Raw genomic sequence first — 25,253 nt, forward strand, 5'->3', positions numbered from 1 at the left:
ATCGCCCCGATCGGGTCAGGGCCATCAATTGCAATATTTTCTCATTTAAACGACGGCGCCGGCGACCCGCATGGGCGGGGCCGAATGCCGCAGCGACGCGCAGATGCGACAAGGGCAGCCTCGGCTGCCCTTGTCGCTCAGATCACTCCCACTCGATGGTGGCAGGCGGCTTGCTCGACACGTCGTAGGTGACGCGGGAGATGCCTTCGATCTCGTTGATGATGCGGTTGGAGACCTTCTCCAGCAGCTCGTAGGGCAGGTGCGCCCAGCGTGCGGTCATGAAGTCGACGGTTTCCACCGCGCGCAGGGCCACGACCCAGGCGTAACGGCGGCCGTCGCCGACCACGCCGACCGATTTCACCGGCTGGAACACCACGAAGGCCTGGCTGGTCTTGTGGTACCAGTCGAAGTTGCGCAGCTCCTCGATGAAGATGTGGTCGGCGCGACGCAGCAGGTCGGCGTACTCCTTCTTCACCTCGCCGAGGATGCGCACGCCCAGGCCCGGCCCCGGGAAGGGGTGACGGTAGACCATGTCGTAGGGCAGGCCCAGCTCCAGGCCGATCTTGCGCACCTCGTCCTTGAACAGCTCGCGCAGCGGCTCGACCAGTTTGAGGTTCATCTCCTCGGGCAGGCCGCCGACGTTGTGGTGGCTCTTGATCACGTGGGCCTTGCCGGTCTTGGCGCCGGCCGACTCGATCACGTCCGGGTAGATGGTGCCCTGGGCGAGGAACTTGATGTCGTGCAGCTTGCTGGCCTCGGCATCGAACACGTCGATGAAGGTGCGGCCGATGATCTTGCGCTTCTTCTCCGGGTCGGCCTCGCCGGCCAGGTTGTCGAGGAACTGCGCCTCGGCGTTGGCGCGGATCACCTTAACCCCCATGTTTTCGGCGAACATGGCCATCACCTGCTCGCCCTCGTGCAGGCGCAGCAGGCCATTGTCGACGAATACGCAGGTCAGTTGATCGCCGATGGCGCGGTGCAGCAGCGCCGCAACCACCGAGGAGTCGACGCCGCCGGACAGGCCCAGCAGCACGTTGGCGCTGCCGACCTGAGCGCGCACCTGGGCGATGGCGTCCTCGACGATGTTCGACGGCGTCCACAGCGCCTCGCAGCCGCAGATTTCCAGGGCGAAGCGCGAGAGGATGCGGCCGCCCTGCTTGGTGTGGGTCACTTCCGGGTGGAACTGCACGCCGTAGTAGCGCCGCTCGTCGTCGGACATCGCGGCGATCGGGCAGCTCGGGGTGCTGGCCAGGATGTGGAAGCCCTGCGGCAAGGCGGTGACCTTGTCGCCGTGGCTCATCCACACGTCCAGGCCGAACACGCCGTCGTCGTCCACATGGTCTTCGATGCCATCGAGCAGGCGACCCTTGCCGACCACGTCGACGCGGGCGTAGCCGAACTCACGCAGGTCCGAACCCTGCACCTTGCCGCCCAGCTGCTCGGCCATGGTCTGCATGCCGTAGCAGATGCCCAGCACCGGCACGCCGAGGTCGAACACCGCCTGCGGCGCCCGCGGGCTGTCGGCCGCATGCACCGACTCCGGGCCGCCGGCGAGAATGATGCCGCGCGGGGCGAAGGCGCGGATGTCCTCGTCGCTCATGTCGAAGGGGTGCAACTCGCAATACACGCCGATCTCGCGCACGCGACGGGCGATCAGCTGGGTGTACTGGGAACCGAAATCCAGGATCAGGATGCGGTGGGCGTGAATATCATGGTGGGCCATGGCCGTCTCTCGTAGCGGAATTCACAAATGACACGGGGCTGGTAACCAGCCCCGTGCGTAGGGTGGAAGACGCATGGCGCGCCTGTCCACCTGCGCGATGGTGGATAAGGCCAAGCCGTCATCCACCCTACAGCGAATCAACCGACCCGGTAGTTCGGGGCTTCCTTGGTGATCTGCACGTCGTGCACATGGGACTCGGCCATGCCGGCGCCGGTGATGCGCACGAACTCCGGCTTGGTGCGCATCTCTTCGATGCTGGCGCAGCCGGTGTAGCCCATGGAGGCGCGCAGGCCGCCCATCAGCTGGTGGACGATGGCCGCCATGGCGCCCTTGTAGGGCACGCGGCCCTCGATACCCTCGGGCACCAGCTTCTCGGCACCGGCGGAGGAATCCTGGAAGTAGCGGTCCGAGGAGCCCTGGGCCTGAGCCATGGCGCCCAGCGACCCCATGCCGCGGTAGGCCTTGTAGGAGCGGCCCTGGAACAGCTCGACCTCGCCCGGTGCCTCTTCGGTGCCGGCCAGCATGGAGCCGATCATCACCGCCGAGGCCCCGGCGACTATGGCCTTGGACAGGTCGCCGGAGAAACGGATGCCGCCATCGGCGACCAACGGCACGCCGCTGCCGGCCAGGGCCGCGGCGACGTTGGCCACCGCACTGATCTGCGGCACACCGACACCGGCGACGATGCGCGTGGTGCAGATCGAACCCGGGCCGATGCCGACCTTGACGCCGTCGGCGCCGGCCTCGACCAGGGCCTTGGCGGCGTCGCCGGTGGCGATGTTGCCGCCGATCACCTGGACCTCGGGGAAGTTCTGCTTGACCCAACGCACGCGGTCGATCACGCCCTTGGAGTGGCCGTGGGCGGTGTCGACGATGATCACGTCGACGCCGGCGGCGGCCAGCGCGGCGACCCGGTCACCGGTGTCGGCGCCGGTGCCGACCGCGGCGCCGACGCGCAGGCGACCCTGGTCGTCCTTGCTGGCCAGCGGATAGGCCTTGGCCTTCTCGATGTCCTTGACGGTCATCATGCCCTTGAGGGCGAAGGCGTCGTCGACGATCAGCACCTTCTCGATGCGGTGCTTGTGCAGCAGCTCGCGCACGGTTTCCTTGTCGGCGCCTTCCTTGACCGTGACCAGGCGCTCCTTGGGCGTCATCACCTCGCGCACCAGGGCGTCCAGGCGGTTCTCGAAGCGCACGTCGCGGGAGGTGACGATGCCGACCAGGTCGCCGTTGGACAGCACCGGCACGCCGGAGATGTTGTTCTGCCGGGTCAGTTCGAACAGGTCGCGAACGGTCGCGTCGGCCTCGATGGTGATCGGGTCCTTGACCACGCCGGCCTCGAACTTCTTGACCTTGCGCACCTCGGCAGCCTGCTGCTCGATGGTCATGTTCTTGTGGATGATGCCGATGCCGCCTTCCTGGGCCATGGCGATGGCCAGGCGCGCCTCGGTGACGGTGTCCATGGCGGCGGACAGCAGGGGGATATTCAGCTCGATGCCACGGGTCAGGCGAGTCTTGAGGCTGACATCCTTCGGCAGAACTTCGGAATAACCAGGAATAAGTAGAACGTCGTCGAAGGTAAGGGCTTCTTGACTGATACGCAGCATGGCGGGGGCTCCCAGACGGGAAAATTGGAAGCGCGCCATTATACCCAGGCTCCCCCGCCCACTCAATGCAAAGAATCGCTCAGCCACGCGGTTCGTCGAGAGACAGGCGGATAACGTCGCCAATCTGACTCACAAGTCAACCTGTACCAGCGAGACCGGATAACCCAGGCGCGCGGCGAACTCGTCGAGAAAGTCCCGGCGAAAGCCCGCCGCCCCCCAGTTGTTGAAGACGAAGCCCAGGTTGGAGAAGGCGCAGGGCTGCAGGAACAGGAAGCCGTTGATGTCGTCCTCGAAGCCGCACTCGGGGCATGCGAAGTTGTCGGTGTGCCCCGGCATCCACGCCTCCAGGCTGTCGAACAGCGCCTCGCCGACCTCCTGGCGGCACTCGGGGCAGCCGGCCTCCTCGAGAAAATCCCGGGTGGGGGTGTAGATGCAGCGCTTGCCGATGATCTCCAGGCCGTTGCTCGGCCGGGCGAAGGGCAGCAGCTGCGGATGCTCGACCACCCACCGCGCCCCGGGGGCGATGGCGTGGGCCATGCGGTTGCCCAGGCCGCCGCAGGTGCTCAGGCGCTCCTCGACCACGTCCTGCTGCACCAGCCAGCGCAGCGTCGCCCGGGCCCGCGCCTCGTGCCCGGGAAAGCTGGAGATCCGTGGCACCACAATGCTCTGCTGCTCGGCCATGCCCCGCCCCGCTCAGAAGGAAAAGCCGCGCAGCTTACCGACGAGGGCGGCGGGGTCAAGGCCGGCGGCCTATGGTCGGCCGGGCAAAGCCTTTATCATGCCGGCCATGATCACAGACCCCTTCCAGCGCCTGGGCCTCGACCGCGAGGTGCTCAGCGTCAGCCAGCTCAACAACCGCGCCCGCCGACTGCTGGAGGACGTGTTCGCCAGCGTCTGGGTCGAGGGCGAGATTTCCAACCTGGCCAAGCCGGCCTCCGGACACCTCTATTTCACCCTCAAGGACAGCCAGGCCCAGGTGCGCTGCGCGCTGTTCCGGCAGAACGCCGCCCGGGTACGCCAGGCCCTGCGCGACGGCCTGGCGGTCAAGGTGCGCGGCAGGGTCTCGCTGTTCGAGGGCCGCGGCGACTACCAGCTGATCGTCGATGCGCTCGAGCCGGCCGGCGACGGCGCCTTGCGCCTGGCCTTCGAGGCGCTCAAGGAGAAACTGGCCGCCGAGGGCCTGTTCGCCGCCGAACGCAAGCGCGCCCTGCCCGCCCATCCGCGGCGCATCGGCATCGTCAGCTCGCCCACCGGTGCGGTGATTCGCGACATCGTCAGTGTATTCCGGCGCCGCGCGCCCCTGGTCGAACTGTGCCTGGTGCCCACGGCCGTGCAGGGCCGCGAGGCCACCGGCCAGATCGTCCGCGCCCTGCAGCTGGCCGACCGCGCCGGCTTCGATGCGCTGATCCTGGCCCGTGGCGGCGGCTCCCTGGAAGACCTCTGGTGCTTCAACGAGGAGGTCGTGGCCCGCGCCATCGCCGCCAGCCAGACGCCCATCGTCAGCGCCGTGGGCCACGAGACCGACGTATCGATCAGCGACTTCGTCGCCGACGTGCGCGCCCCGACCCCCTCGGCCGCCGCCGAACTGCTGGCCCCGGACTCGAGCGAACTGGTGCAGCGCCTCAACAGCCTGCAGCGCCGCCTGCAGCTGTACATCCAGGGCCGCCTGGCCCGCGAACACATGCGCCTGGACGGCCTGCGCCGGCGTATGCGCCACCCCGGCGAGCGCCTGCGCCAGCAGGCGCAACGCCTGGACGACCTGGAGATGCGCCTGCAGCGCGCGCTCGAGCGCCGCCTCAATGATCGCCGCGAGCGCCTGGCCCGCCTGCACACCCGCCTGGCCGGCCAGCACCCGGAGCGCGCCTTGCAGCTGCTGCGCCAGCGCCTGGCCAGCCTCGCCGAGCGCCTGCCGCGGGCCATGCGCGAGGGGCTCAAGGAACGCCGCCTGCAGCTGCACAGCCAGGTGCAGACACTCAACGTGGTCAGCCCCCTGGCGACCCTGGGCCGCGGCTACAGCATCCTCCTCGACGAACACGGCCGGGCCATCCGCCGGGCCGTCGACACCCACCCGGGCCAGCGCCTCAAGGCCCGCCTGGGCGAGGGCGAGCTGGACGTACGGGTCGAGGACAACCATGTGCAGCCGGCGACCCTGTCGCTGCTGGATTGATGCTCGAGCCGGTAGACGGATAAAGCCCCCCCCCCTACTTCGGGAAAGAACCATGCGCCTCATCCCACTCCTTATTGCCCTCCTGCTCGCCCTGCCCGCCCAGGCCGAGGGGTTCATCACCCGCCTGCTGAACAAGCCCGTGCCGGGCGGGGTCGCCGTGATCGATCTCGGTCCGGCGGTCGCGGCGCCACGCGCCACCTACCAGGGCAAGCCGCTGCTGGTGATCCACGAGGACGGCCAGCGCTGGATCGCCATCGTCGGCCTGCCGCTGAGCGTCCGCCCGGGCAGCCAGCAGATCGAGGTGGACGGCCGAACGCACAGCTTCCAGGTCGGCGGCCGTGTCTATGCCGAGCAACGCATCACCCTGAAGAATCAGCAGCAGGTCACCCCCAACCCGGCCAACCTCAAGCGCATCGAGCGCGAGCTGGCCGAGCAGACCCGCGCCTACCGCCAGTTCAGCCCGCGCCAGCCGAGCAACCTGCTGTTCGACCGACCGGTGGAGGGGCCGCTGTCCAGCCCCTTCGGCCTGCGCCGCTTCTTCAACGGCGAGGAGCGCAACCCGCACTCGGGCCTGGACTTCGCCGCCGCGCGCGGCACCCCGGTCAGGGCGCCGGCGGCCGGCCGGGTGATCCTGCTCGGCGACTATTTCTTCAACGGCAAGACGGTGTTCGTCGACCACGGGCAGGGCCTGATCAGCATGTTCTGCCACCTCTCGGCCATCGACGTGAAGCTGGGCGACGAACTACCCCGCGGCGCCGTGCTGGGCAAGGTCGGCGCCACAGGCCGGGCCACCGGGCCGCATTTGCACTGGAATGTCAGCCTCAACGATGCGCGCATCGACCCGGCGATCTTTATCGGCGCCTTCAACCCCTAAAACGAGAGGAGCAGGGCCTCGACGCGCGCTCAGGTCTCACCCGCCTCGACCCTCGGCACCCTCTCCAGCCGGTAGATCCCATCGATCAGGCAGTAGGCCGGGGTGCCCGTGGAGTCGATCGACACGATCCTGTCCAGAGTGGTCAGGGCGCCGACCGTGGTGCTGTAGCCGATGGTGCTGCTGAAGCTCAGGTTACGGCAGGGGTAGGCGAACTCGACCAGATAGGAGCGGCCCGGCCCGGTGCCGAGCACCATATGGCGCTTGTCGAGATACTGCCAGCCGTCGATATCGCCCCGCCACACGGACTTGACCGCGTCGCCCTGGCGCCAGCCGAGCTGCGCCAGACGCTGCTCCAGCGGCAGGCTCTCATCCCACCGCGCCTGCTGGGCGCACGCCGTGAGCAGCAGAACCCCGAGAAGCATGCCGAATCCCCATGGCGTGTGCATAGCGCTCCTCCTCACCGACCGGCCGAAGGGTTCGAGCGACCAGAGGCGGCGTCCCGACACGCAACGAAAGAAAACCGCGCAGGTAAATGGGCAGTCGGTTTGCTAAGGTGCGCCCTCATCGCCTTTTGGTGCCCTCACAAGCACTAGCCTACTCCCGATTCGGGGCGCCAGAAATACGCGACCAGCCCACGAAACGCGCGAGGACCGCCATGACAGATCACTACGCCACCGCCCTCGAGTGGCTGGAACGTTACCCCGAGCTGTACAGCCTGATCGGCCTGGGCCTGTTGCTGCTGAGCGCCTGGCTGGGTAACTGGCTGGTCAAGCGCATACTGGTGCGCGCCCTGTGCCGCCTGATCGACGCCACCGCCCTGGGGCGTAATGCCCAGCACCTCGACAACGAACTGATCAAGCGCCTGGCCAATATAGTGCCGGCACTGATCATCTCCGCCGGTATCGGCCTGGTACCCCACCTGCCCGATGCCGTGGGCACGGTGGTGGTCAACGTCAGCAGCGCCTTCATCGTGCTGACCGTTGCGCTGGCCTTGAGCACCCTGCTGGACATCGCCAACACGCTCTACAACCTGCGCCGCGACGCCCACCTACGGCCGATCAAGGGTTACCTGCAGGTGCTGAAGATCGCCCTGTTCGCCGTCGCGGCGATCCTCATGGTCGCCACCCTGATCGATCGCTCGCCGCTGATCCTGCTGTCCGGCCTCGGCGCCATGGCCGCTGTGCTCATGCTGATTTTCCAGGACACCCTGCTGTCGCTGGTGGCCAGCGTGCAGATCACCTCCAGCGACATCATCCGCGTCGGCGACTGGGTGGAGATGCCGCAGCTGAACGCCGATGGCGACGTGATCGACATCGCCCTGCACACGGTCAAGGTGCAGAACTGGGACAAGACCATCTCGACCATCCCGACCCGGCGCTTCATCACCGATCCGTTCAAGAACTGGCGCGGCATGCAGGAGTGCGGCGGCCGACGCATCATGCGCAACCTGTACCTGGATCAGACCAGCATCGCCTTCCTCGAGCCGGAGCAGATCGAGCGTCTGGGGCGTTTCCGCCTGCTCGGCGACTACCTGCAGCACAAGCAGAGCGAGCTACGCAGCTGGAACAGCGCCCTGGCCGAGGCCGGCGAGGAGCCGGCCAACACCCGCCGCCTGACCAACCTCGGCACCTTCCGCGCCTACGTCGAGCACTACCTGCGCCAGCACCCCGACATCCACCAGCAGATGACCCAGCTGGTGCGCCAGCTCAGCCCGACCGCCGACGGCCTGCCGCTGCAGCTCTACTGCTTCACCAACACCACAGCCTGGGGCCGCTACGAAAGCATCCAGGCCGACATCTTCGACCACCTGCTGGCGCTGCTGCCGGAGTTCGGCCTGCGCGTGTTCCAGCACCCCAGCGGGGCGGACATGCGCGAGCTGGGACGCAGCGCTGCACCCGCGACGCGGCCCTAACGAACACTGGCCGGCACGAAGCTCAGCAGAGGCGCTGAATCAGCTCGGCGAGCAGCTTGATGCCCGGGCGGATGCGTTCGCTGGCGATCGAGGAGTAGCCCAGACGGAAGTAGTTCTGCGGCGGCGGGTCGGCGTAGAAGTGGATGTCGCCCGGCTCGATAAGGATGCCGCGGGCGGCCGCCTCCTTCTGCAGCCGCCGCGCATCCAGCCCCTCGGGGCCCTTGACCCAGTAGCAGGAGCCACCGAAGCTCGGCTGCTGCGAGGAGGCCGGCAGGAATTCGTGCAGGGCCTCGCCCATCTGCCGATGACGCTCCTCGTAGGCGCGCATCAGGCTCATGATCAGGGCGTCGTGGTAACCGCGCTCGAGGAACAGCGCCACCGAGCGCTGATTGTTCGCCGCCGGGTGGCGCACCATCAGCCGGCGCAGCGCCCGCGCCTCGCGAATCAGCGGCTCGGGGCCGACCAGATAGCCCAGACGCAGGCCCGGGGCCAGGGTCTTCGACAGGCTGCCGACGTAGATCACCCGGTCGCTCTTATCCAGGCTCTTGAGCGCCGGGGTCGGATTGGACTTGATGTTGGTCTCGCTCTCGTAGTCGTCCTCGATGATCAAGAAATCGTGCTGATTGGCCCGCTGCAGCAGTTCGTAGCGACGCTCCAGGGGCATGGTCACGGTGGTCGGACACTGATGACTGGGGGTGGTGTAGATCAGGTCGCAGCGGTTCAGCTCGTCGCTGAGCACCAGGCCCTGGTCATCCACCGCCAAGGGCTGCAACCGCGAGGGGTTGAGCGTGGCGATGTTGCGGATGTCCATATAGCCGGGCTCCTCGACGCCCATCAGGCTGTCGCCGCGCAGCAGCAGGCGCGCCAGGATATAGAGCGCGTGCTGGGCGCCGACCGTGACCAGGATCTGCTCCGGCGAGGCCCAGACCCCGCGCCGGGGCAGCAGGCGGGTGCGGATCTGCTCCATCAGCAGCGGGTCGTCGTCGTCGAAATGGTCCGAGGCCCAGTCGCGGATCGCCGGAATGCTCACCGCATCGCGGCAGCACTCGCGCCAGTTGGCGGTGGGGAACAGGGCCGGGTCGAACTGCCCGTAGATGAAGGGGTACTGGTAGTTCTGCCAATCCCGCGGCTTGCTGATGTTGCGCTGCCGGGAAGGCTGCACCACCAGGCGACCCGCCCAGTCGGGGCGGGTGCCGGCAGGCTCTTCGCGGGCCGCGCTGGGGGTCTCCACCTTGCGCCCCAGGATGGCCGGATTGACGTAGTAACCGCTGCGTTCGCGCGCCAACAGGTAGCCATCGTCGAGCAGATGCTCATAGGCCAGAACCACGGTGTTGCGGGCGATGTTCAGTTGCTTGGCCAGCTTGCGACTGGACGGCAGCGGGCTGTCGAGGGGAATGTTGCCGTTGAGGATGACCTGGGCGATCTGCTCGCGCAGTTGCTGTTGCAGGCTGGTGGCTTTGTCGGCGGACAGGTGGAACAACTGGAACATAACGGCCTCGGCTGACTGTACGACAAGCGCCGGGCCAGCGAACGCCTGGCCGGCGACCTCGAAATGCCCCTGCCACAAGGTGCGGCGGTTGCCGGGCAGCCTAGCAACATGCCATCGGCAAGACCATCCGCTGCGCGCCGCCCGACAATGCAAATACGGCAGAACCGGCCCCCCCAGCGACTGGGTGGCCCGGTAGCCATGCGCCGGCAGACCGCCTTAGGGGTTGGCTGCCAGGCGGCCGAAGGCGCCGTCCAGCGCGGCGATGATGCGGTCCAGATCGGCTTGGGTGGCGATCAGCGCCGGGCTGAAGCACAGGGTGTTGTTGTACTGCTCGAAGCTGCGGTTGGTGCGACCGATGATCACCCCCTGGCGCATGCAGTCGGCGGCGATGGCCATCGGCAGGCTCTCGGCCACCGGCTCCTTGGTGGTGCGGTCCTTGACCAGCTCCAGGCCGCAGAACAGGCCCTTGCCGCGCACGTCGCCGATCACCTGGTACTTGTCCTGCAGCTCGCGCAGGCGGGCCAGGAAGTACTCGCCCATCTGGGTGACGTTCTCCAGCAGGCCCTCCTCCTCGATGATGCGCATGTTCTCCAGCGCCGCCGCCGGGCCGGCGGTGCAGCCGCCGAAGGTGCTGATGTCGCGGAAGTAGCCCATGCGGTCGTCGGCCTCGCCCTTGAACGCCTCGAACACCGCCTCGGTGGTCACGGTGCAGGAGATCGCCGCATAGCCGCTGGCCACGCCCTTGGCCATGGTGACGATGTCCGGCTGGATGCCGTAGTGCTGATAGCCGAACCACTTGCCGGTGCGGCCCAGGCCGCAGACCACCTCGTCGATGTGCAGGAGGATGTCGTACTTCTTGCACAGCGCCTGGATGGTTTCCCAGTAGCCGGCCGGCGGGGTGATCACCCCACCGCCGGCGGTGATCGGCTCGAGCACCACGGCGCCGATGCTGTCCGGCCCCTCGGCGAGGATCACCCGTTCCATTTCCAGGGCGGCGCGCACGCCGTAGTCGGCGACCTCGCCGAACTGCGAGCGGTATTCGCAGCAGTGCGGAAACTCGACGAAGCCCGGGGTGAAGGGGCCGTACTGGTTCTTGCGCTCGAACTGGCCGGTGGAGCTCAGCGCGGTGATGGTGGTGCCGTGGTAGTCGCGTTCGCGGAACAGGATCTTGTGCTTCTTGCCGCCGTACTTCTTGTGGGCGATCTGCCGCACGATCTTGTAGGCCTTCTCGTTGGCCTCGGAGCCGGAGTTGGAGTAGTAGACCCGGCTCATGCCCGGCATCTTCTCGATCAGCTTCTTGGCGAACAGCGCGCCGGGGATGTTGCCGGCGGTGTTGGCGAAGTAGTTCATGGTCACCAGCTGCTCGCGCACCGCATCGGCGATGCTCTCGCGACCGTAGCCGACGTTGACGGTCCACACCGCGCCGGACACCGCGTCCAGGTATTCGTTGCCCTTGGCGTCCCAGACCCGCATGCCCTGGCCCTTGACGATCATCAGGGGGTCGTTCTGCTCCAGCGGCTTGTGCTGGGACAGGTGGTGCCAGACGTGGGCGCGGTCGCTGGCCAAGGCCTCGGCTGCATCGAATTCGTGAGCTGTGCTGTTCATGCTTACCTCCTGACTGGAGCATTTTTATTGTGGGCCGCCGGCGGGAGAAGAACTCCAGACACCGATAGGTCGACGGCGGCGAGCACGCTTCGCGATGCGGCACGCGCCCCGCCACCCTTGCCGACGAAACTAAGAGCAAGTCGCAGGCGCAGTTAGAACCAGTTATCCCCCGGCCGTGATGCCAGCCCCGGCACGGGGCTGGACCAGTGCCGCGGCCGCGACTGGCCCTTCAAGGGCGCCCCCCGATGCCCCAACCATGCAGGCACGACAGCCACGCAGCCCGATTCCAGGAGAGGCGGATGATTGAAGTGCAGATCAACGGGACCACCGAGCGGCTCCCGGAGGGCATCAGCCTGGCGCAACTGCTGGTGCACCTGGACCTGCACGCCCGGCGCCTGGCCATCGAGCACAACCTGGACGTGGTGCCCCGCAGCCAGTACGGCGCGGTGCGCCTGCAACAGGGCGACCGCCTGGAGATCGTCCACGCCATCGGCGGCGGCTGAGCGGCGCCCCTCCCCACCCGACCCGGAGCTCCCCCATGACCCACGCGACCCCAGTACCCGATCCGCTGCTCATTGCCGGCCAGGCCTTCGCCTCGCGCCTGCTGGTCGGCACCGGCCACTACGCCGACCTGCACGAGACCCGCGCGGCGATTCAGGCCAGCGCGGCGCAGATCATCACCTTCGCCGTGCGCCGCAGCAACCTCGGCCAGGACGCCGACCAGCCCAACCTGCTCGACGCCATCGCCCCCGAGCGCTATACCCTGCTGCCCAATACCGCCGGCTGCTACACGGCCAAGGATGCGGTGCGCACCTGCCTGCTGGCGCGCGAACTGCTGGACGGCCACAACCTGGTGAAGCTGGAGGTGCTCGGCGACGCCCAGACCCTCTACCCGGACATCGGCGAGACCCTGGTCGCCGCCCGCCAGCTGGTCGAGCTGGGCTTCGAGGTGATGGTCTACACCAGCGACGACCCGCTGGTGGCGCGGCGTCTGGAGGAGCTTGGCTGCGTGGCGGTGATGCCCCTGGGCGCGCCGATCGGCTCCGGCCTGGGCATCCGCAACCCCTACAACATCCGCCTGATAGTCGAGAACGCCAGGGTGCCGATCATCGTCGATGCCGGCGTCGGCACCGCCTCGGATGCCGCCATCGCCATGGAACTGGGCTGCGCCGGGGTGCTGATGAACACCGCCATCGCCCGCGCCCGCGAGCCGGTGCGCATGGCCCAGGCGATGCGCAAGGCGGTGGAGGCCGGGCGCGAGGCCTACCTGGCCGGACGCATGCCGCGGCGCCTCGGCGGCGACGCCTCCTCGCCGTTGGGCGGTCTGTTCCTGTGAACCGCCGCTCCCGTAGGCTGGGTTAGCCGCGCAGCGGCGTAACCCAGCAAACCGACTGAAGGTCCGCTGCGCGCAGACTTGCCCTTTGCCGAGGCTTGGGGCAGGGTCGAAGCAAAGGACAACCCGCCACAGGAGGCCCCCATGTCGAAACTCTTCCCCAGTATCGATCCCGATGGCCTGATCGAGTATTCGGTGGTCTACACCGACCGCGCCCTCAACCATATGTCGCAGGCCTTCCAGCAGGTGATGAACGACATCTCGCGCACCCTCAAGCGGGTCTATAACGCCCAGGCCGTGGCGGTGGTGCCGGGCAGCGGGACCTTCGGCATGGAAGCGGTGGCACGCCAGCTGGCCACGGGACAGAAGTGCCTGGTGCTGCGCAACGGCTGGTTCAGCTACCGCTGGAGCCAGATCCTCGAGATGGGTGCCATTCCGGCCGCCACCACCGTGCTCAAGGCCCGCCCGGTCGAGACCGGGCCCCAGGCCGCCTTCGCCCCGGCGCCCCTCGAGGAGGTGCTGGCGACCATCCGCGCGGAGAAGCCGCAGCTGGTGTTCGCCCCCCATGTGGAGACCGCCTCGGGCATGCTCCTGCCCGACGACTACCTGCGCGCCGTGGCCGACGCCGTGCACGCCGTCGGCGGCCTGTTCGTGCTCGACTGCATCGCCTCCGGCACCCTCTGGGTGGACATGCAGGCCTGTGGCATCGACGTGCTGCTCAGCGCGCCGCAGAAGGGTTGGAGCGCCTCGCCCTGCTGCGCCCTGGTGATGCTCGGCGAACGGGCCGTGGCAAGGGTCGAGGCCACCCAGAGCAGCAGCTTCGCCTGCGACCTGAAGAAGTGGCTGCAGATCATGCAGGCCTACGAGCAGGGCGGCCATGCCTACCACGCGACCATGCCCTGCGACGCCCTGGCGCGCTTCCGCGACGCGATGCAGGAAGCCGAGGCCTACGGCTTCGCCAAGGTGTGCGAGGAACAGCTGCAACTCGGCCAGCGGGTGCGCCAGCTACTGAGTGCCAGGGGCTTCAAGAGCGTCGCCGCCACGGGTTTCGAGGCCCCCGGCGTGGTGGTCTGCTACACCGACGACGCCGAGATCAAGAGCGGTAGGAAGTTCGCCGCCCAAGGCCTGCAGACCGCCGCCGGCGTGCCCCTGCAGTGCGACGAGCCGGCCGACTTCCAGACCTTCCGTATCGGCCTGTTCGGCCTCGACAAGCTGCACAATATCCAGCGTACGCTCGACACCCTGGAACAGGCGCTGGCGCACATCGGGCGAGGGTGAACGGAAAAACTGCCGAGGCCGCGCGGGCTCGCCCCCCGCGGCACCATTCGCTGCGGCCTCAGCCCTGCGGCTGCTGAACGCGCTGCCGGGCCGCGGTGAGGGTATTGCGCAGCAGACAGGCGACCGTCATCGGGCCTATGCCGCCGGGCACCGGCGTCAGCGCGCCGGCGACGGCGGACGCCGCGGCGAAGTCGACATCTCCGACCAACTGCCCCTGGCCCTCGGCAGCCTCGATGCGGTTGATGCCGACATCCAGCACCGTGGCCCCCGGCTTGATGTGCTCGGCCCCGATCATCCCGGGCCGCCCCACCGCGACCACCAGAATATCGGCCTGGCGACACTCCTCGGCCAGGTTGCGGCTGCGCGAATGCACGGTGGTCACCGTGCAGTCGGCATTCAGCAACAGCTGCGCCATGGGCCTGCCGACGATATTCGAACGCCCGACCACCACCGCCTTGAGCCCGCTCAGATCGCCGAGACGGTCCTGCAACAGCAGCAGGCAACCCAGCGGCGTACAGGGCACCAGGGCCGCCCGGCCGCCACTCAGGCGACCGACGTTATAGGGGTGAAAACCGTCGACATCCTTGGCCGGATCGATCGCCTCGATCACCACCTTCTCGTTGATCGACGCCGGTAGCGGCAGCTGCACCAGGATGGCGTCGACCCGGTCATCGCGGTTCAACGAGTCGATCAGGGCCAGCAACTCGGCCTCGCTGGCGTCGGCCCCGAGCAGATGGGGAAAGGACGCGATGCCCACCTCGGCGGCCTGACGCATCTTGGTCCGCACGTAGACCTGGCTGGCCGGATCATCGCCCACCAGCACCACCGCCAGCCCCGGCTGACGCCCATGTTCCTGGGCAAACCGGCTTGCATCGACCGCCACCTCGGCCCGCAGTTTATCGGCGAAGGCTTTGCCGTCGATCCGCGCGGCCCGAGGCTGGTCCTGGCGGGAGTCTTCTGCAAGCTTGGTCATTGGTGCTAGTCCTCATTGTTGGCAAACCTGGGGCGGCCAGGCCGATATACCGGGCGATACGCGGGGTACGCCCCGAGCATTCGCGTGTGTCACGACTTGGCGGTTGTCGCCACCTGTGGCCGGGCAACAGGCTCGAGCATGCGTTAGCGACTCGTACACGCGCCGGGCAGCAGCTGCCGAGATGAACTGCCACCAACAAGGGATGATCGGGAATGGCCGCGTGAGCGCAGGGTAATACGGGCAGGGTTGTGGCGCTAGCCGAGGCGATTTGCGGCATTGGCTCGGGCCTGGGCAAGCACCCAGGCTCTCAAGGCGTCGTCCGGGCGAACAGCGGCGAGCCCCATGCAGTCTATGTGGACCGTTACAGGGACCAAGCGCTTTAGGGAACATGGCCTGAGCTTGGTAATGCGTGACGACGCAGTCGTGACCAGCACAACGACTGGAACAGAGATCACGGACAAAGGAGTCGCACGAATCACGGCGAGCAGCCCTACCCATGGCGTAATGCGCACTTTAGTGGCCTACTGGCCAACCTAAATCTCGCGTTCAATCAGCGCTAGCCAGGGCCGTCTCGTTGTGAATAATGCCCGGGCCTGTACTCGCCCAAGCGGATTGCCATGCCTCGCCGACCCTCACGCCCCGCCCAGCCCAAGTCCGCCGCCCAGGTCGACAAGGGTCGGCTGCACCCACGCAACCGCCACCAGGGACGCTACGACTTCCCGGCGCTGATCGAGAGCAGCCCGGAGCTGGCGCAGTTCGTCATCCTCAACCCCTACGGCAAGCAGAGCATCGACTTCGCCAACCCAGCTGCGGTCAAGGTCTTCAACCGCGCCCTGCTCAAGCAGCATTACGGCATCGCGCACTGGGACATTCCCGCCGACTACCTGTGCCCGCCTATTCCTGGCCGCGCCGACTACCTGCATTACCTGGCCGACCTGCTGGCCGAGGACTGTGCCGGCACCATCCCCCGCGGACCGCGGGTACGCGCCCTGGACATCGGCGTCGGCGCCAACTGCATCTACCCGCTGCTGGGCCAGCGCGAGTACGGCTGGCGCTTCCTCGGCGCCGATATCGCCACCAGCGCCATCGCCTCGGCCCAGGCCATAGTCCAGGCCAACCGCTTGGACACCGATATCGAACTGCGCCGGCAAGACGATCCCCGGCACATCTTCCAGGGCCTGCTGCAAGCCGGCGAACGCTTCGACCTGAGCCTGTGCAACCCGCCCTTCCACGCCTCGGCCGCCGAGGCCAGCAGCGGCAGCAAGCGCAAGTGGCGCAACCTGGGCAAGCTCGACCCCAAGCGCAAGTTGCCGGTGCTCAATTTCGGCGGGCAGGCCGCCGAGCTGTGGTGCCAGGGCGGCGAGGCGGCCTTCGTCGCGCGCCTGATCCGTGAAAGCGCGCAGTACGCCGAGCAGGTGCTGTGGTTCAGCTCCCTGGTGTCCAAGGCCAGCAACCTGCCCGGAGTCCAGGCCGCCCTGCAGCAAGCCGGCGCGCTGTCGGTACGCACCGTGAACATGGCTCAGGGACAGAAACAGAGCCGCTTCGTCGCCTGGACCTTCCTCACCCCCGAGCAACGACAGGCCTGGCACAGGACCCGCGGACAGTAGCCGGGACGTCGACTCGCCGGCAGCCGCGCTACCTGGTACCCCAGTAGCGTTGCATTTCCACGAACAGGAAGGACGCCGTCCAGGTGATCAGCACCAGGCCGGTCAGCGCCTCTATCCCGGTCAGGTAGCGCAGCTCCCCGTAGGGCTGGATATCGCCGAAGCCCAGGGTGGTGAAGGTGGTGAAAGAGAAATACACGCAGTCCAGCAGGCTGCCGTCGAAGCTGCCCGCCAGCCGCCCCCAGCCCTCGGCCCTGTGGGTGAAGAAATAGACGAAGGCGAACAGCCAGACCTCCACCGCATGGGCGACCAGCGCCCCGCACACGCCCAACACTATGCGCAGGCGGTGACGCACCTTGAGCCTGGGCAACAGCACGGAGAGGCGCGAGAGGAACTCGTAATGAATCACCACGGCGGCGACCACCACCAGGCTGTTGACGACAAATACACTGACCACGGGGGCCCCTAATGCCAAAGACCGAAGGGATGCGCAGGCCCTTGCCGAGCGCGCAACGCCGATCAGTATGGCGCCGTCGGAGCCGCGTGGTCACGCTGCACCATGGCCATCGCCCGCGTCGGACGACTTCTCCTGCCAATGGTGCGACATTCACGGGCCGCCCTTCGCCGTTCAGCCCTACGCCGGCAGTACAGGCTGATTGTCCCTGCCCGCCCGAATGAACAACCTACCAAGAGCTCACAACCAGCCCACACCTATAGCCCTCTGACGCTGGTACGACGCTATAGGCGATCGGACCGGCGCCCCATAAGCCTGGCTGCACGCCTCGCGACTGTGCAGCTCAGGCCCGTGGCGCATCCCATCTGCGGCGTCTAGGCTATAAGTCCTAATGGCCAGGTGCCGCCATCCGGCGCGTGCGTGCCGGCTGCGGCGCCGAGCGGGTAGAACAGCCCTGCGGCCAGCAGTGCTTGTTCCAAGCCTCAGGTGCAAGGAGTGGCTGGGTCCATGAGCAGTAAGCCCGCTCGCCCCAAACCGGGCGCCCAGGCGAAGGGTTGTCTTCGCGAGTGGCGCAAATACTCGATCAGTGCCGGTTTCGTCCTGCTCTGGCTGATCGGCCTGCTGGTGATCTACCGCGACGCCGAGCAGATGGCGGCCAATACCGAGACCAAGATCCGCAAGGAAATGGGCATCGAAACCCGGGCCATGGCTGCAAAGCTGGCCGGCATGCTCGAGCGCACCTACCTGACCGTCAAGACCATCTCCCTGCTGCCGGCGGTGCGCGCCGCCGCATCGCGCAACCGCGGCGATGCCGCTGAAGATGTCGTCGATGAGGGGCATTTCAGCGGCGACGACGCCACCATCATCCAACAGCTGTACAACCACATTGCCGCCGATGTCGAAGTCTCGGAGATCTACCTGGTCTACGACGGCTTCGCCCCGGAACAGGGCCAGGTGCCCTTCCTGATGTTCGACGAGGTGCTGCTCGAGCGTATCAGCACGGCCCATACCCACGCCCCGACCCACGATGCCGACGTGCCGGAGGAGTACGAGGCCGCCGAGTACGCCGAATACGTGCGCCAGCTCGACCACCTGCGCCGACACGCCCCGCGGCTGCCGGACGAAGCGCCGCAGGGCATCGCCGCGGTGACCTCGGCCCTGTTGCGCACCTGCGACAACTCCCAGTACACCTCCCTGGCGAACGGCGACCAGCGCGACAGCCACGGCCTGCTGCTGTCGGTCCCCATCTACGACCTGAGCAGCAAGGCCTTCAAGGGCCTGGTCACCGCCGTGCTGCGGGCCAATGTACTGGAAGCGGCGCTGCTGGGCTGGCCCCGGCTACCCGTCACCGAACTCGACCGGGCCATGCTCGCCCAGCAGCGCATCGACCTGCAGTCGCCCCCGGCCGAGTACGTGCTGGAGAACCGCGGTACCGGCGACCGCATCATGGACAGACGCAGCACCAGCCTGCCGCGCGTGCTGGCCGAGCAGGAACGGGCCGCCATCCACCTGGCGCAGGATGTCAGGCTGCCCTACTCCTCGGCCTGGCGCCTGCACCGCTACAAGAGCGCGGCAGACCTCGACCGGGCCATCGCCCCCATCCGGCGCGAGATGTGGCAGCGCCTCGGCCTGCTGAGCATGCTGCTGGCCGCCCTGGGCCTGGCGGTGGAGCGGGTCTTCGCGGTGCAGCGGCGCTCGACCCGCACCCTCACCCTGATGGCCAACTACGATGCCCTGACCGGCCTGCCCAACCGCCGCCTGGTCGCCGAACATCTGGCCAACGCCCTCAGCCGCGCCCCCACCGCCAGCAGCCAGTACGCGGTGCTGATGATCGACTTGGACGACTTCAAGGAGGTCAACGACAGCCTCGGCCATCAGGTCGGCGACCGCCTGCTGGTCGAGGTGGCACAGCGTTTCGTCGACAGCCTGCGCGCCTCGGACCAGCTGTTGCAGCTGCACTGTGAAGCCGAGCCTCTGGACGTGAACAGCTCGATGGTCGGCCGCCTGGGCGGCGACGAGTTTCTCGTGCTGCTGCCCGAGCAGTCCGGCCTGGCTCAGGTCGTGGGCATCGCCGAGCGCCTGCAGGCGAGCCTGCGCGAGCCCATCGCCCTGGACCGGGAGCAGATCTACGTGCATGCCAGCATCGGCATCGCGGTCTACCCCGAGCACGGCAGCGATGGCCCATTGCTGCTGCGCAGCGCCGACGCCGCCATGTACCTGGCCAAACGCCAGGGGCGTGGCCAGACCGTGGTGTTCCAGCAGGACCTCGACGAGCAGTCGCGCCAGCGCCTGCACCTGCTGACCGACCTGCATTCGGCCCTGGCGCTGAACCAGTTCACCCTGCACTACCAGCCGGAGCTGAATCTGGCCAGCGGCCAGATCGACTGCGTCGAAGCGCTGATCCGCTGGCAGCATCCGACCCTGGGACTGATCTACCCGGCCCACTTCATTGCATTGTTGGAGCAGTCGGGACTGGTCCTGGAGGTCGGTCAGTGGGCCCTGGAGAGCGCCTGCCGGCAGCTCAAGAGTTGGCAAGACAACCACTCGCCGATCAAACACCTGTGCGTCAATGTCTCGGTCAAACAGCTGGCCCAGCCAGGGTTTGCCGAGTCGCTGCAGGACACCATCCGCAACGTCGGCATCGCCCCCGAGGCGCTGACCCTGGAGCTGACCGAGTCGATGCTGATGCAGCACCCGGAGGCCAATATTCACCTGCTGCAGAGCTTGCGCAAGACCGGGGTCAAGGTGGCCCTGGACGACTTCGGCACCGGCTACTCGTCGTTCAGCTACCTGCGCCAACTGCCGTTGGACGTGCTGAAGATCGACCGCAGCTTCGTCATCGACACCGGCACCCCGCAGGGCCTGGCCATCTGCCATACGATCACCGCACTGGCGCAACGTCTCGGCCTCAAGGTCATCGCCGAGGGCATCGAGTCGGCCGAGCAGTTCTGCAACATGCACGCCACCGGCAGCGACTGGATGCAGGGCTATCTGATCGCCCGCCCATTGCCGGCGGAGCAGATCGACCCGTTCGCCCGCGGCTTCGACTGGCACGCCTTCAGGGTCGACAATGACCTGCTGGAGCACAGTCCGGAGTGGCTCCCCTGGCCACACCGCGCGCCGTCGCCCTCCTAGCCCCCGCTGTGCCCTGCCTTCGTCTGGCCACGGACCTACAGGGCGAAGCACCGATCCAGGGCGCTGTAGCCCAGGCCCACGCCCTTGTGCACCTTCAGCTGCACCGGAATGCGCTCCTTGAGTGCCTCGACGTGGCTGATCACGCCGATCATCTTGCCGCTGGCGTTGAGGCTGTCGAGGGCATCCAGGGCCACTTCCAGGGTCTCGCCATCGAGGGTGCCGAAGCCTTCGTCGAGGAAAAGCGAGTCGATGCTGGTCTTGTGGCTGACCAGGTCGGAAAGCCCCAGGGCCAGGGCCAGGCTGACCAGGAAGCTCTCGCCGCCGGACAGGGTGCGGGTATCGCGGGCCACGTCGGCTTGCCAGGTGTCGACCACTGCCAACTCCAGCTCGCCGCCCGGCTTGCGCGCCAGCTGGTAGCGGCCGTGCAGGCGCTGCAGTTGCCGGTTGGCCAGGTAGACCAGGTGATCGAGGGTCAGGCCCTGGGCAAACCTGCGGTACTTGGCACCGTCGGCCGAACCGATCAGGCCGTTGAGCCGCTGCCACAGGTCGTAGTCGGCCTGCTGCGCGGCGATCGCCGCGAACAGTGCCTGCTGGCCCTGGCGGCGGGCATCGTCGCCCAGCAGTTGGGCGCGAATCTCGCCCTGGCGCTGGCTCAGGCGCTTCAGTTGCGCGGCCAGGGCCTGCAGCTGCTCGTCCAGTTCGGTCAGTTCCAGGCTGCTGAGCGGCTCGGCGCGCAGGCGCTGCAGCTGCTCCTCGGCGGCCAGACGCAGGGCCACCGCCTCGGTCAGCGCGGTATCCAGGCGGCTCTTGAATGCAACCAGACGCTGGCGCTCGTCGTCGTCCAGCAGGGCGGCGCGGAAGGCCGCGAGGTCGGCGAAGGGGCTGGCCTGCAAGGCGCTCGCCCAGGCCGCCTCATGCTCGGCCAGGCGTCCGCGCGCCTGCTCCAGCTGCGCGGCCTGGCTCTGCGCCCGGCCTTGCAGGGCATCGGCCTGGCGTTGCCCCTGGGCCAACGCCGCCTCGGCCGCCTGCAGGGCCTGCTGGGGACATTCGGTGGGGGCCAATGGCGCCAGATCCTGCTCGCCGCCGGCCAGCCAGCGCGCCCGCCACTGCTCGGCCAGGGCCTCGGCTTCCTGCTGCAGGCGCTGGGCCTCGCGCACCTCATCTTGCAGCTGTTGCTCGCGCTGCTGGTCCTGCTGCCACTGCTGCCACTGCCGCTCGCGCTCGGCCAGCCAGGCGGCGCCATCCTCCGGCAGCGTATCGGCAAATCCGTCGAGGCTGGCCAACAGGCTGGCGGCCTGTGCCTCGACCTGCCGAAACAGCTGCTGCAGGTGCTGCTGCTGTTCGTGTTGACGCTGGCCGGCGTTGTCCAGATCGCGCTGCGACAGAGCCTGCTGCGCCTCGGCGGCGGCACAGGCCTTCTCGCATCGCTCGCGCTGACCGGCGGCCTGCTGCGCCTCGGCCTTGCAGGCCTCGATGGCGCCTAGCCGCTGCTGCAGTTCGGCCAATGCCTGTTCATGGGCCCGTAGCACCTGCGGCAACGCCGTGGCATCGCTGAGCGTCAGCCCCTGCTCGGCCACCTGGCGCCGCCACTGCTCGTCCAGTTGGCGCAGCTGGGCATCGGCCTCGTCACGGCGCGCGCCCGCCTGCTCGACCTGGGCCACCAGGCGCGCCAGCTCGTCGCGCAGGCCCACGCCGCGCTCCTCCAGGTTCGCCAGGGCCTCGCGCCGCTCAGTCAGCTGCCGCTGTGTGGTGGAAACATCCAGCGCCTGGTAGCTGGCGATCGCCGGGTGTTCGACGGAGCCGCACAGCGGGCAGGCCTCGCCGGGCTGCAACTGGGCCCGATAGGCCTCCAGCGCCTGGATGCGCCGCTCCTGCTCCAGCAGCTGTTCCTTGTCGGCGACCTGCTGCTTGAGCTCCTTGTAGCGCGTGCGCAGCTCACCGAGTTCGGCCTCCTTGGCCGCCCGGCGCCGGCCCAGCTCGGCCAGCTGCGGGCGCTGTTCGGCGAGCCGGCTCTCGACCTGCTGACGCGAGCGGGCCAGCTGTTCCAAACGGTCGAGGCCGCGGCCCTGCTGTTGCAGCCCTTGCCAGCGCTCCCGCAGGCCCGCCTCGCTGGCGCCCTCGAGCAAGGCCTGCAGGGCATCCTGCTGCCGGGCTTCGGCCTGGCGAGCGGCGTGCAGCTCGTCTTGGGCCGTCGCGACCTGCTCGCGCAGTCGGCTCAACTGGCTCTGCAGCCCCTCGATGGCCGTCGTGCTGTGCTGCACCTGGGCCTGGGCCGCCGTCGACTCCTCCGCCAATTGGCGCCGCCGGTCGAACTGGGCACGCCAACCCACGAGCAACTCGCCCAGACGACTGCGCCGCGGCTGCTCGGCCAATCGTGCCTGCAGCAGACCGCGCTGCTCTGATAGCTCGATCACCGCCTCCCGGCGCCGGGAGGCGAGCTGAACAGCGTACTGGCTGGCCTGCCAGAGGCCGCGGGTGACCTGCTCGGCGCAGCCCCGCTGCTGGCGCTGGATGTCCTCCAGCCCACCTTGCGCCTGCTGCAGATCCGCGTGGGCCTGCTGCCAGGCCTGGTACAGCGGCTGCAGGCGCGTCGCCGGCTCGCCGGCGGCCAGGCGCTGCAACTGCGGCGCGGCATCGTCCAGGGCCTGGCGCGCCAATCGCTCACGCTCGCTCTGTTGCCGATGCTGTTGCTCGGCCCGGGCCAGGTCCTCGCGCCAGCGGCGCTGTAGCAGCAGGCTCTGCTGGGCTACGCCCAGCGGCGCTTCCTCGGCCAGCAGGCACACGGCCTCGGCGTCCAGTGCCGCACGCTGCTCGTCGCCAAGCAGCTCGACACCTTTGGCCCGGCTCTGCAACTTCTCCAGCTCGACCGCCGCCACCTTGGTGCGCTCATAAACCCGCTGGGAGATCTGCCCGTAGATCTCGGTGCCGGTCAGCTCCTCCAGCAGCTCGGCGCGCTGGTTGGCGCCCGCCTCGAGGAAGGCCGCGAAGCCGCCCTGGGCCAGCAGCATGGACTTGGTGAAACGCTCGAAATCCAGGCCGGTGAGGCGCTCGGTCTCGCGCAGCTTCTCGTTGATCTTGTCGGTGAGGATCTGCCCGTCGGCCGCGGCCAGCTCCACCTTCGGCGCCTGCAGCGCGCCCTCGGCCTTGTCGCGGGCGCGGCGCTGGCTCCAGAACGCACGGTAACCGACGCCCTTGACCTCGAACTCGACCTCGGCCAGGCAGTCGGCGGTATGCCGGGTCATCAGCTCGTTGCCGCCGGCCGACAGGCTGCTCATGCGCGGGGTGCGGTGGTACAGGGCCAGGCAGATGGCGTCGAGCAGGGTGGTCTTGCCGGCGCCAGTCGGCCCGGTGATGGCGAACAGGCCATTGCCGGCGAAGGGCTCGGCGGTGAAATCCACCTTCCACTCGCCCTTCAGCGAATTGAGGTTCTTCAGGCGCAGGCTGAGGATTTTCATGTCGGGGTCGGGACGCGTCGGAAAACGGCCATTCTGCCATTGTTACCGGTGTGACGCCGACGCCCCCTATACGCAGCGCGTGCCCGGATGAACACCGAAAGAGCGATCACATCAGGTCAAGACGTGGAGCACCTTAAGCGCTGTGCGCGGAGACAGAGCGCCCCCAGCGATCAGCGCCCTGGCTGCGCGGGGTTCTCGCCTTGTTCGTGTCGGCTAATGGTTTCGGCTTGTCCCGTTATGGGGGTCCAGTGGCTCTCCAGCCGCATCCTCGAGCTGGTGATCGAACGCCGCCTGGAGGCCGGTTTCGTCCTCAACCGACTCCCCGGGCTCATGGTCGATATAACGCGGATACAGCGGCGACAAGATGGCCACCAGCGTGCCGATCGCGGAAAAGATGGCAAACGCATCGGCGTAGCCAAACTCATTCACCAGCACGCCGACGAGGGGCGAGCCGGTCGCCTGCCCGAGGGCAACGGCCATGAACGGCAGGACCGGCCCCATTGACAGTCGACCGGGCAACAGGCGGATGCCGGTCATCAGATAGAGTCCCGTCAGGCTCATGTAGGCCAGGCCGAAGACCAGCGCGGAAAACGCCGTGAGCACCAGCTGGCCGGGGCTGGCCGCGAGCAATGCCATGCTCGAGGACAGCATCATCAGCATCAGTGCGTGGGTGATCGGTGGGTTGTTGCGATCGGCCAGGTCGGCCACCACGGCACCGCCAAGGCCAGCGATGCCAACCGCCAGCCACAGCCACCCGGTTGCGCCGGACGGCAGGTCACCGAGGGTGACCACGAGATCGGGTGCGAATATCCAGTAGGCGGATGAGACGAAGCCCATCGCGAATGCAAACAGTGAGAGCCTGAACAGACGCGACCACTGCAGGGCGTTGATCGGCGGCGGCGGCGCGGCGTTCGCCGGAGTGACTCGCGACACCGAGGGGATAAAGTACCAAGCGGCCACTACCCCGACGGCCGCCAGGACGGCAAAGGATAGGTAGGCGAAACGCCAGGCACCAGCCAGGAACAGAACCGCCGGGACGGCCACGACCACCCCAATGCTGGTGCCGGCATTCATGACCGCACTCACCCGGCCATGCAGCGAGCGCTTGACCAGCGCCTGCATGGCAGCGGTAAGCGCCGGCATCATCAGTCCGGTGCAGATACCGCAGGCGAATACTCCCACCCCCAGCGAGAGAGCGCTGGAGGCCTGACTGATCAGTGCCAGGCCGCCGACGGCGAAACCACCCGACATCACCGCGGTGTAGCGGGCGCCGAGGCGATCGGCGGCGAAAGGCGCAACCAGCGTGGCCAGCAAGAAGCTGATGAGCGGCAACGCGCCAATGATGCCGATGGCATAAGGCGTCAGCTCCAGGTCGACGCGGATAGGAGGCACGAACAGCCCGAAGGCGAAGCGCGCGAGCCCGAAACTGATGGCCACGAGCGCTGCACCGAACAGTGCAAACCCCGTGCTCGAAAGAGACTTCATGCCGCCCCCGCCAGATAGACATCAAGAATCGCGGCCCGCCTAGGTCCTGGGCCAAGCCCCTTTCTCGCGATGACGCCCCGTTGATGCTCAAAGTCCGTAGTGGCGTTGATCACCGTGCAGCCCTCACGGCAAGGAGACAGGCAAGGAAGTTTGACGCAG

18 protein-coding genes are annotated in these 25,253 nt (G+C 67.8%); 8 read left to right on the forward strand and 10 right to left on the reverse strand.

The window, feature by feature from the left end; all coding sequences use genetic code 11:
- Positions 1-142: 142 nt before the first annotated feature.
- The 3 genes from guaA to SBP02_RS15430 form a co-directional block, all read right to left on the reverse strand.
- Positions 143-1,723, reverse strand: a complete 1,581-nt coding sequence (gene guaA, locus SBP02_RS15420) for a glutamine-hydrolyzing GMP synthase (protein WP_318642992.1) — start codon at positions 1,721-1,723, stop codon at positions 143-145.
- Positions 1,724-1,860: 137 nt separating this feature from the next.
- Positions 1,861-3,330, reverse strand: a complete 1,470-nt coding sequence (gene guaB, locus SBP02_RS15425; RefSeq protein ID WP_318642993.1) for an IMP dehydrogenase — start codon at positions 3,328-3,330, stop codon at positions 1,861-1,863.
- A gap of 129 nt (positions 3,331-3,459) precedes the next feature.
- Positions 3,460-4,011: a sugar ABC transporter ATPase gene (locus tag SBP02_RS15430; RefSeq protein WP_318642994.1), complete on the reverse strand. Its 552-nt coding sequence runs from the start codon at positions 4,009-4,011 to the stop codon at positions 3,460-3,462.
- Positions 4,012-4,117: 106 nt separating this feature from the next.
- Between SBP02_RS15430 and xseA the strand changes: the two genes are divergently transcribed.
- Positions 4,118-5,497, forward strand: a complete 1,380-nt coding sequence (xseA, locus tag SBP02_RS15435; RefSeq protein WP_318642995.1) for an exodeoxyribonuclease VII large subunit — start codon at positions 4,118-4,120, stop codon at positions 5,495-5,497.
- Positions 5,498-5,549: 52 nt separating this feature from the next.
- A complete protein-coding gene (locus SBP02_RS15440) occupies positions 5,550-6,371 on the forward strand; it encodes a peptidoglycan DD-metalloendopeptidase family protein (protein WP_318642996.1) in 822 nt (273 codons plus the stop codon).
- Positions 6,372-6,400: 29 nt separating this feature from the next.
- Here SBP02_RS15440 and SBP02_RS15445 read toward each other — a convergent pair whose 3' ends face one another.
- Positions 6,401-6,817: a DUF6491 family protein gene (locus SBP02_RS15445; protein WP_318642997.1), complete on the reverse strand. Its 417-nt coding sequence runs from the start codon at positions 6,815-6,817 to the stop codon at positions 6,401-6,403.
- Between the two features lie 209 nt (positions 6,818-7,026).
- Here SBP02_RS15445 and SBP02_RS15450 point away from each other — a divergent pair, with 209 nt between their 5' ends.
- Entirely contained in the window at positions 7,027-8,283 is a 1,257-nt protein-coding gene (locus SBP02_RS15450; protein ID WP_318642998.1) for a mechanosensitive ion channel family protein, read from the forward strand.
- A 22-nt stretch (positions 8,284-8,305) separates the two neighbouring features.
- Here SBP02_RS15450 and pdxR read toward each other — a convergent pair whose 3' ends face one another.
- Both pdxR and SBP02_RS15460 read right to left on the reverse strand, forming a co-directional pair.
- Positions 8,306-9,772 (reverse strand): MocR-like pyridoxine biosynthesis transcription factor PdxR, encoded by a 1,467-nt coding sequence (pdxR, locus tag SBP02_RS15455; protein WP_318642999.1) that lies wholly within the window; start codon positions 9,770-9,772, stop codon positions 8,306-8,308.
- A gap of 216 nt (positions 9,773-9,988) precedes the next feature.
- A complete protein-coding gene (locus SBP02_RS15460; protein ID WP_318643000.1) occupies positions 9,989-11,377 on the reverse strand; it encodes an aminotransferase family protein in 1,389 nt (462 codons plus the stop codon).
- 302 nt (positions 11,378-11,679) lie between these two features.
- Here SBP02_RS15460 and thiS point away from each other — a divergent pair, with 302 nt between their 5' ends.
- The 3 genes from thiS to SBP02_RS15475 all read left to right on the forward strand — a co-directional run bounded on the left by thiS (position 11,680) and on the right by SBP02_RS15475 (position 13,988).
- On the forward strand, positions 11,680-11,880 hold the full coding sequence (thiS, locus tag SBP02_RS15465) for a sulfur carrier protein ThiS (protein WP_318646354.1): 201 nt from the start codon (positions 11,680-11,682) through the stop codon (positions 11,878-11,880).
- A gap of 35 nt (positions 11,881-11,915) precedes the next feature.
- Complete coding sequence (locus SBP02_RS15470; RefSeq protein WP_318643001.1) at positions 11,916-12,713, forward strand: thiazole synthase; 798 nt, start codon at positions 11,916-11,918, stop codon at positions 12,711-12,713.
- 141 nt (positions 12,714-12,854) lie between these two features.
- Positions 12,855-13,988 carry an aminotransferase class V-fold PLP-dependent enzyme gene (locus tag SBP02_RS15475; protein ID WP_318643002.1) on the forward strand — a complete coding sequence of 378 codons (1,134 nt, stop codon included), beginning with the start codon at positions 12,855-12,857 and terminating at the stop codon, positions 13,986-13,988.
- 58 nt (positions 13,989-14,046) lie between these two features.
- Here the strand turns inward: SBP02_RS15475 and folD are convergent, their stop codons facing one another.
- Positions 14,047-14,961, reverse strand: a complete 915-nt coding sequence (gene folD / locus SBP02_RS15480) for a bifunctional methylenetetrahydrofolate dehydrogenase/methenyltetrahydrofolate cyclohydrolase FolD (protein WP_318643003.1) — start codon at positions 14,959-14,961, stop codon at positions 14,047-14,049.
- A 617-nt stretch (positions 14,962-15,578) separates the two neighbouring features.
- Here folD and rlmF point away from each other — a divergent pair.
- Positions 15,579-16,568, forward strand: a complete 990-nt coding sequence (gene rlmF / locus SBP02_RS15485) for a 23S rRNA (adenine(1618)-N(6))-methyltransferase RlmF (protein WP_318643004.1) — start codon at positions 15,579-15,581, stop codon at positions 16,566-16,568.
- Positions 16,569-16,596: 28 nt separating this feature from the next.
- On the opposite strand, the gene SBP02_RS15490 is transcribed toward rlmF, so the two are convergent.
- Positions 16,597-17,022 carry a potassium channel family protein gene (locus tag SBP02_RS15490; RefSeq protein ID WP_318643005.1) on the reverse strand — a complete coding sequence of 142 codons (426 nt, stop codon included), beginning with the start codon at positions 17,020-17,022 and terminating at the stop codon, positions 16,597-16,599.
- Between the two features lie 504 nt (positions 17,023-17,526).
- Between SBP02_RS15490 and SBP02_RS15495 the strand changes: the two genes are divergently transcribed.
- On the forward strand, positions 17,527-20,154 hold the full coding sequence (locus SBP02_RS15495) for a putative bifunctional diguanylate cyclase/phosphodiesterase (protein WP_318643007.1): 2,628 nt from the start codon (positions 17,527-17,529) through the stop codon (positions 20,152-20,154).
- Positions 20,155-20,189: 35 nt separating this feature from the next.
- On the opposite strand, the gene SBP02_RS15500 is transcribed toward SBP02_RS15495, so the two are convergent.
- Entirely contained in the window at positions 20,190-23,609 is a 3,420-nt protein-coding gene (locus tag SBP02_RS15500) for an AAA family ATPase (protein WP_318643009.1), read from the reverse strand.
- A gap of 213 nt (positions 23,610-23,822) precedes the next feature.
- Positions 23,823-25,094: an MFS transporter gene (locus tag SBP02_RS15505; protein WP_318643011.1), complete on the reverse strand. Its 1,272-nt coding sequence runs from the start codon at positions 25,092-25,094 to the stop codon at positions 23,823-23,825.
- Positions 25,095-25,253: the final 159 nt, after the last annotated feature.

It is taken from the genome of Pseudomonas benzenivorans, from assembly GCF_033547155.1.
Lineage (GTDB): Bacteria > Pseudomonadota > Gammaproteobacteria > Pseudomonadales > Pseudomonadaceae > Aquipseudomonas > Aquipseudomonas benzenivorans_B.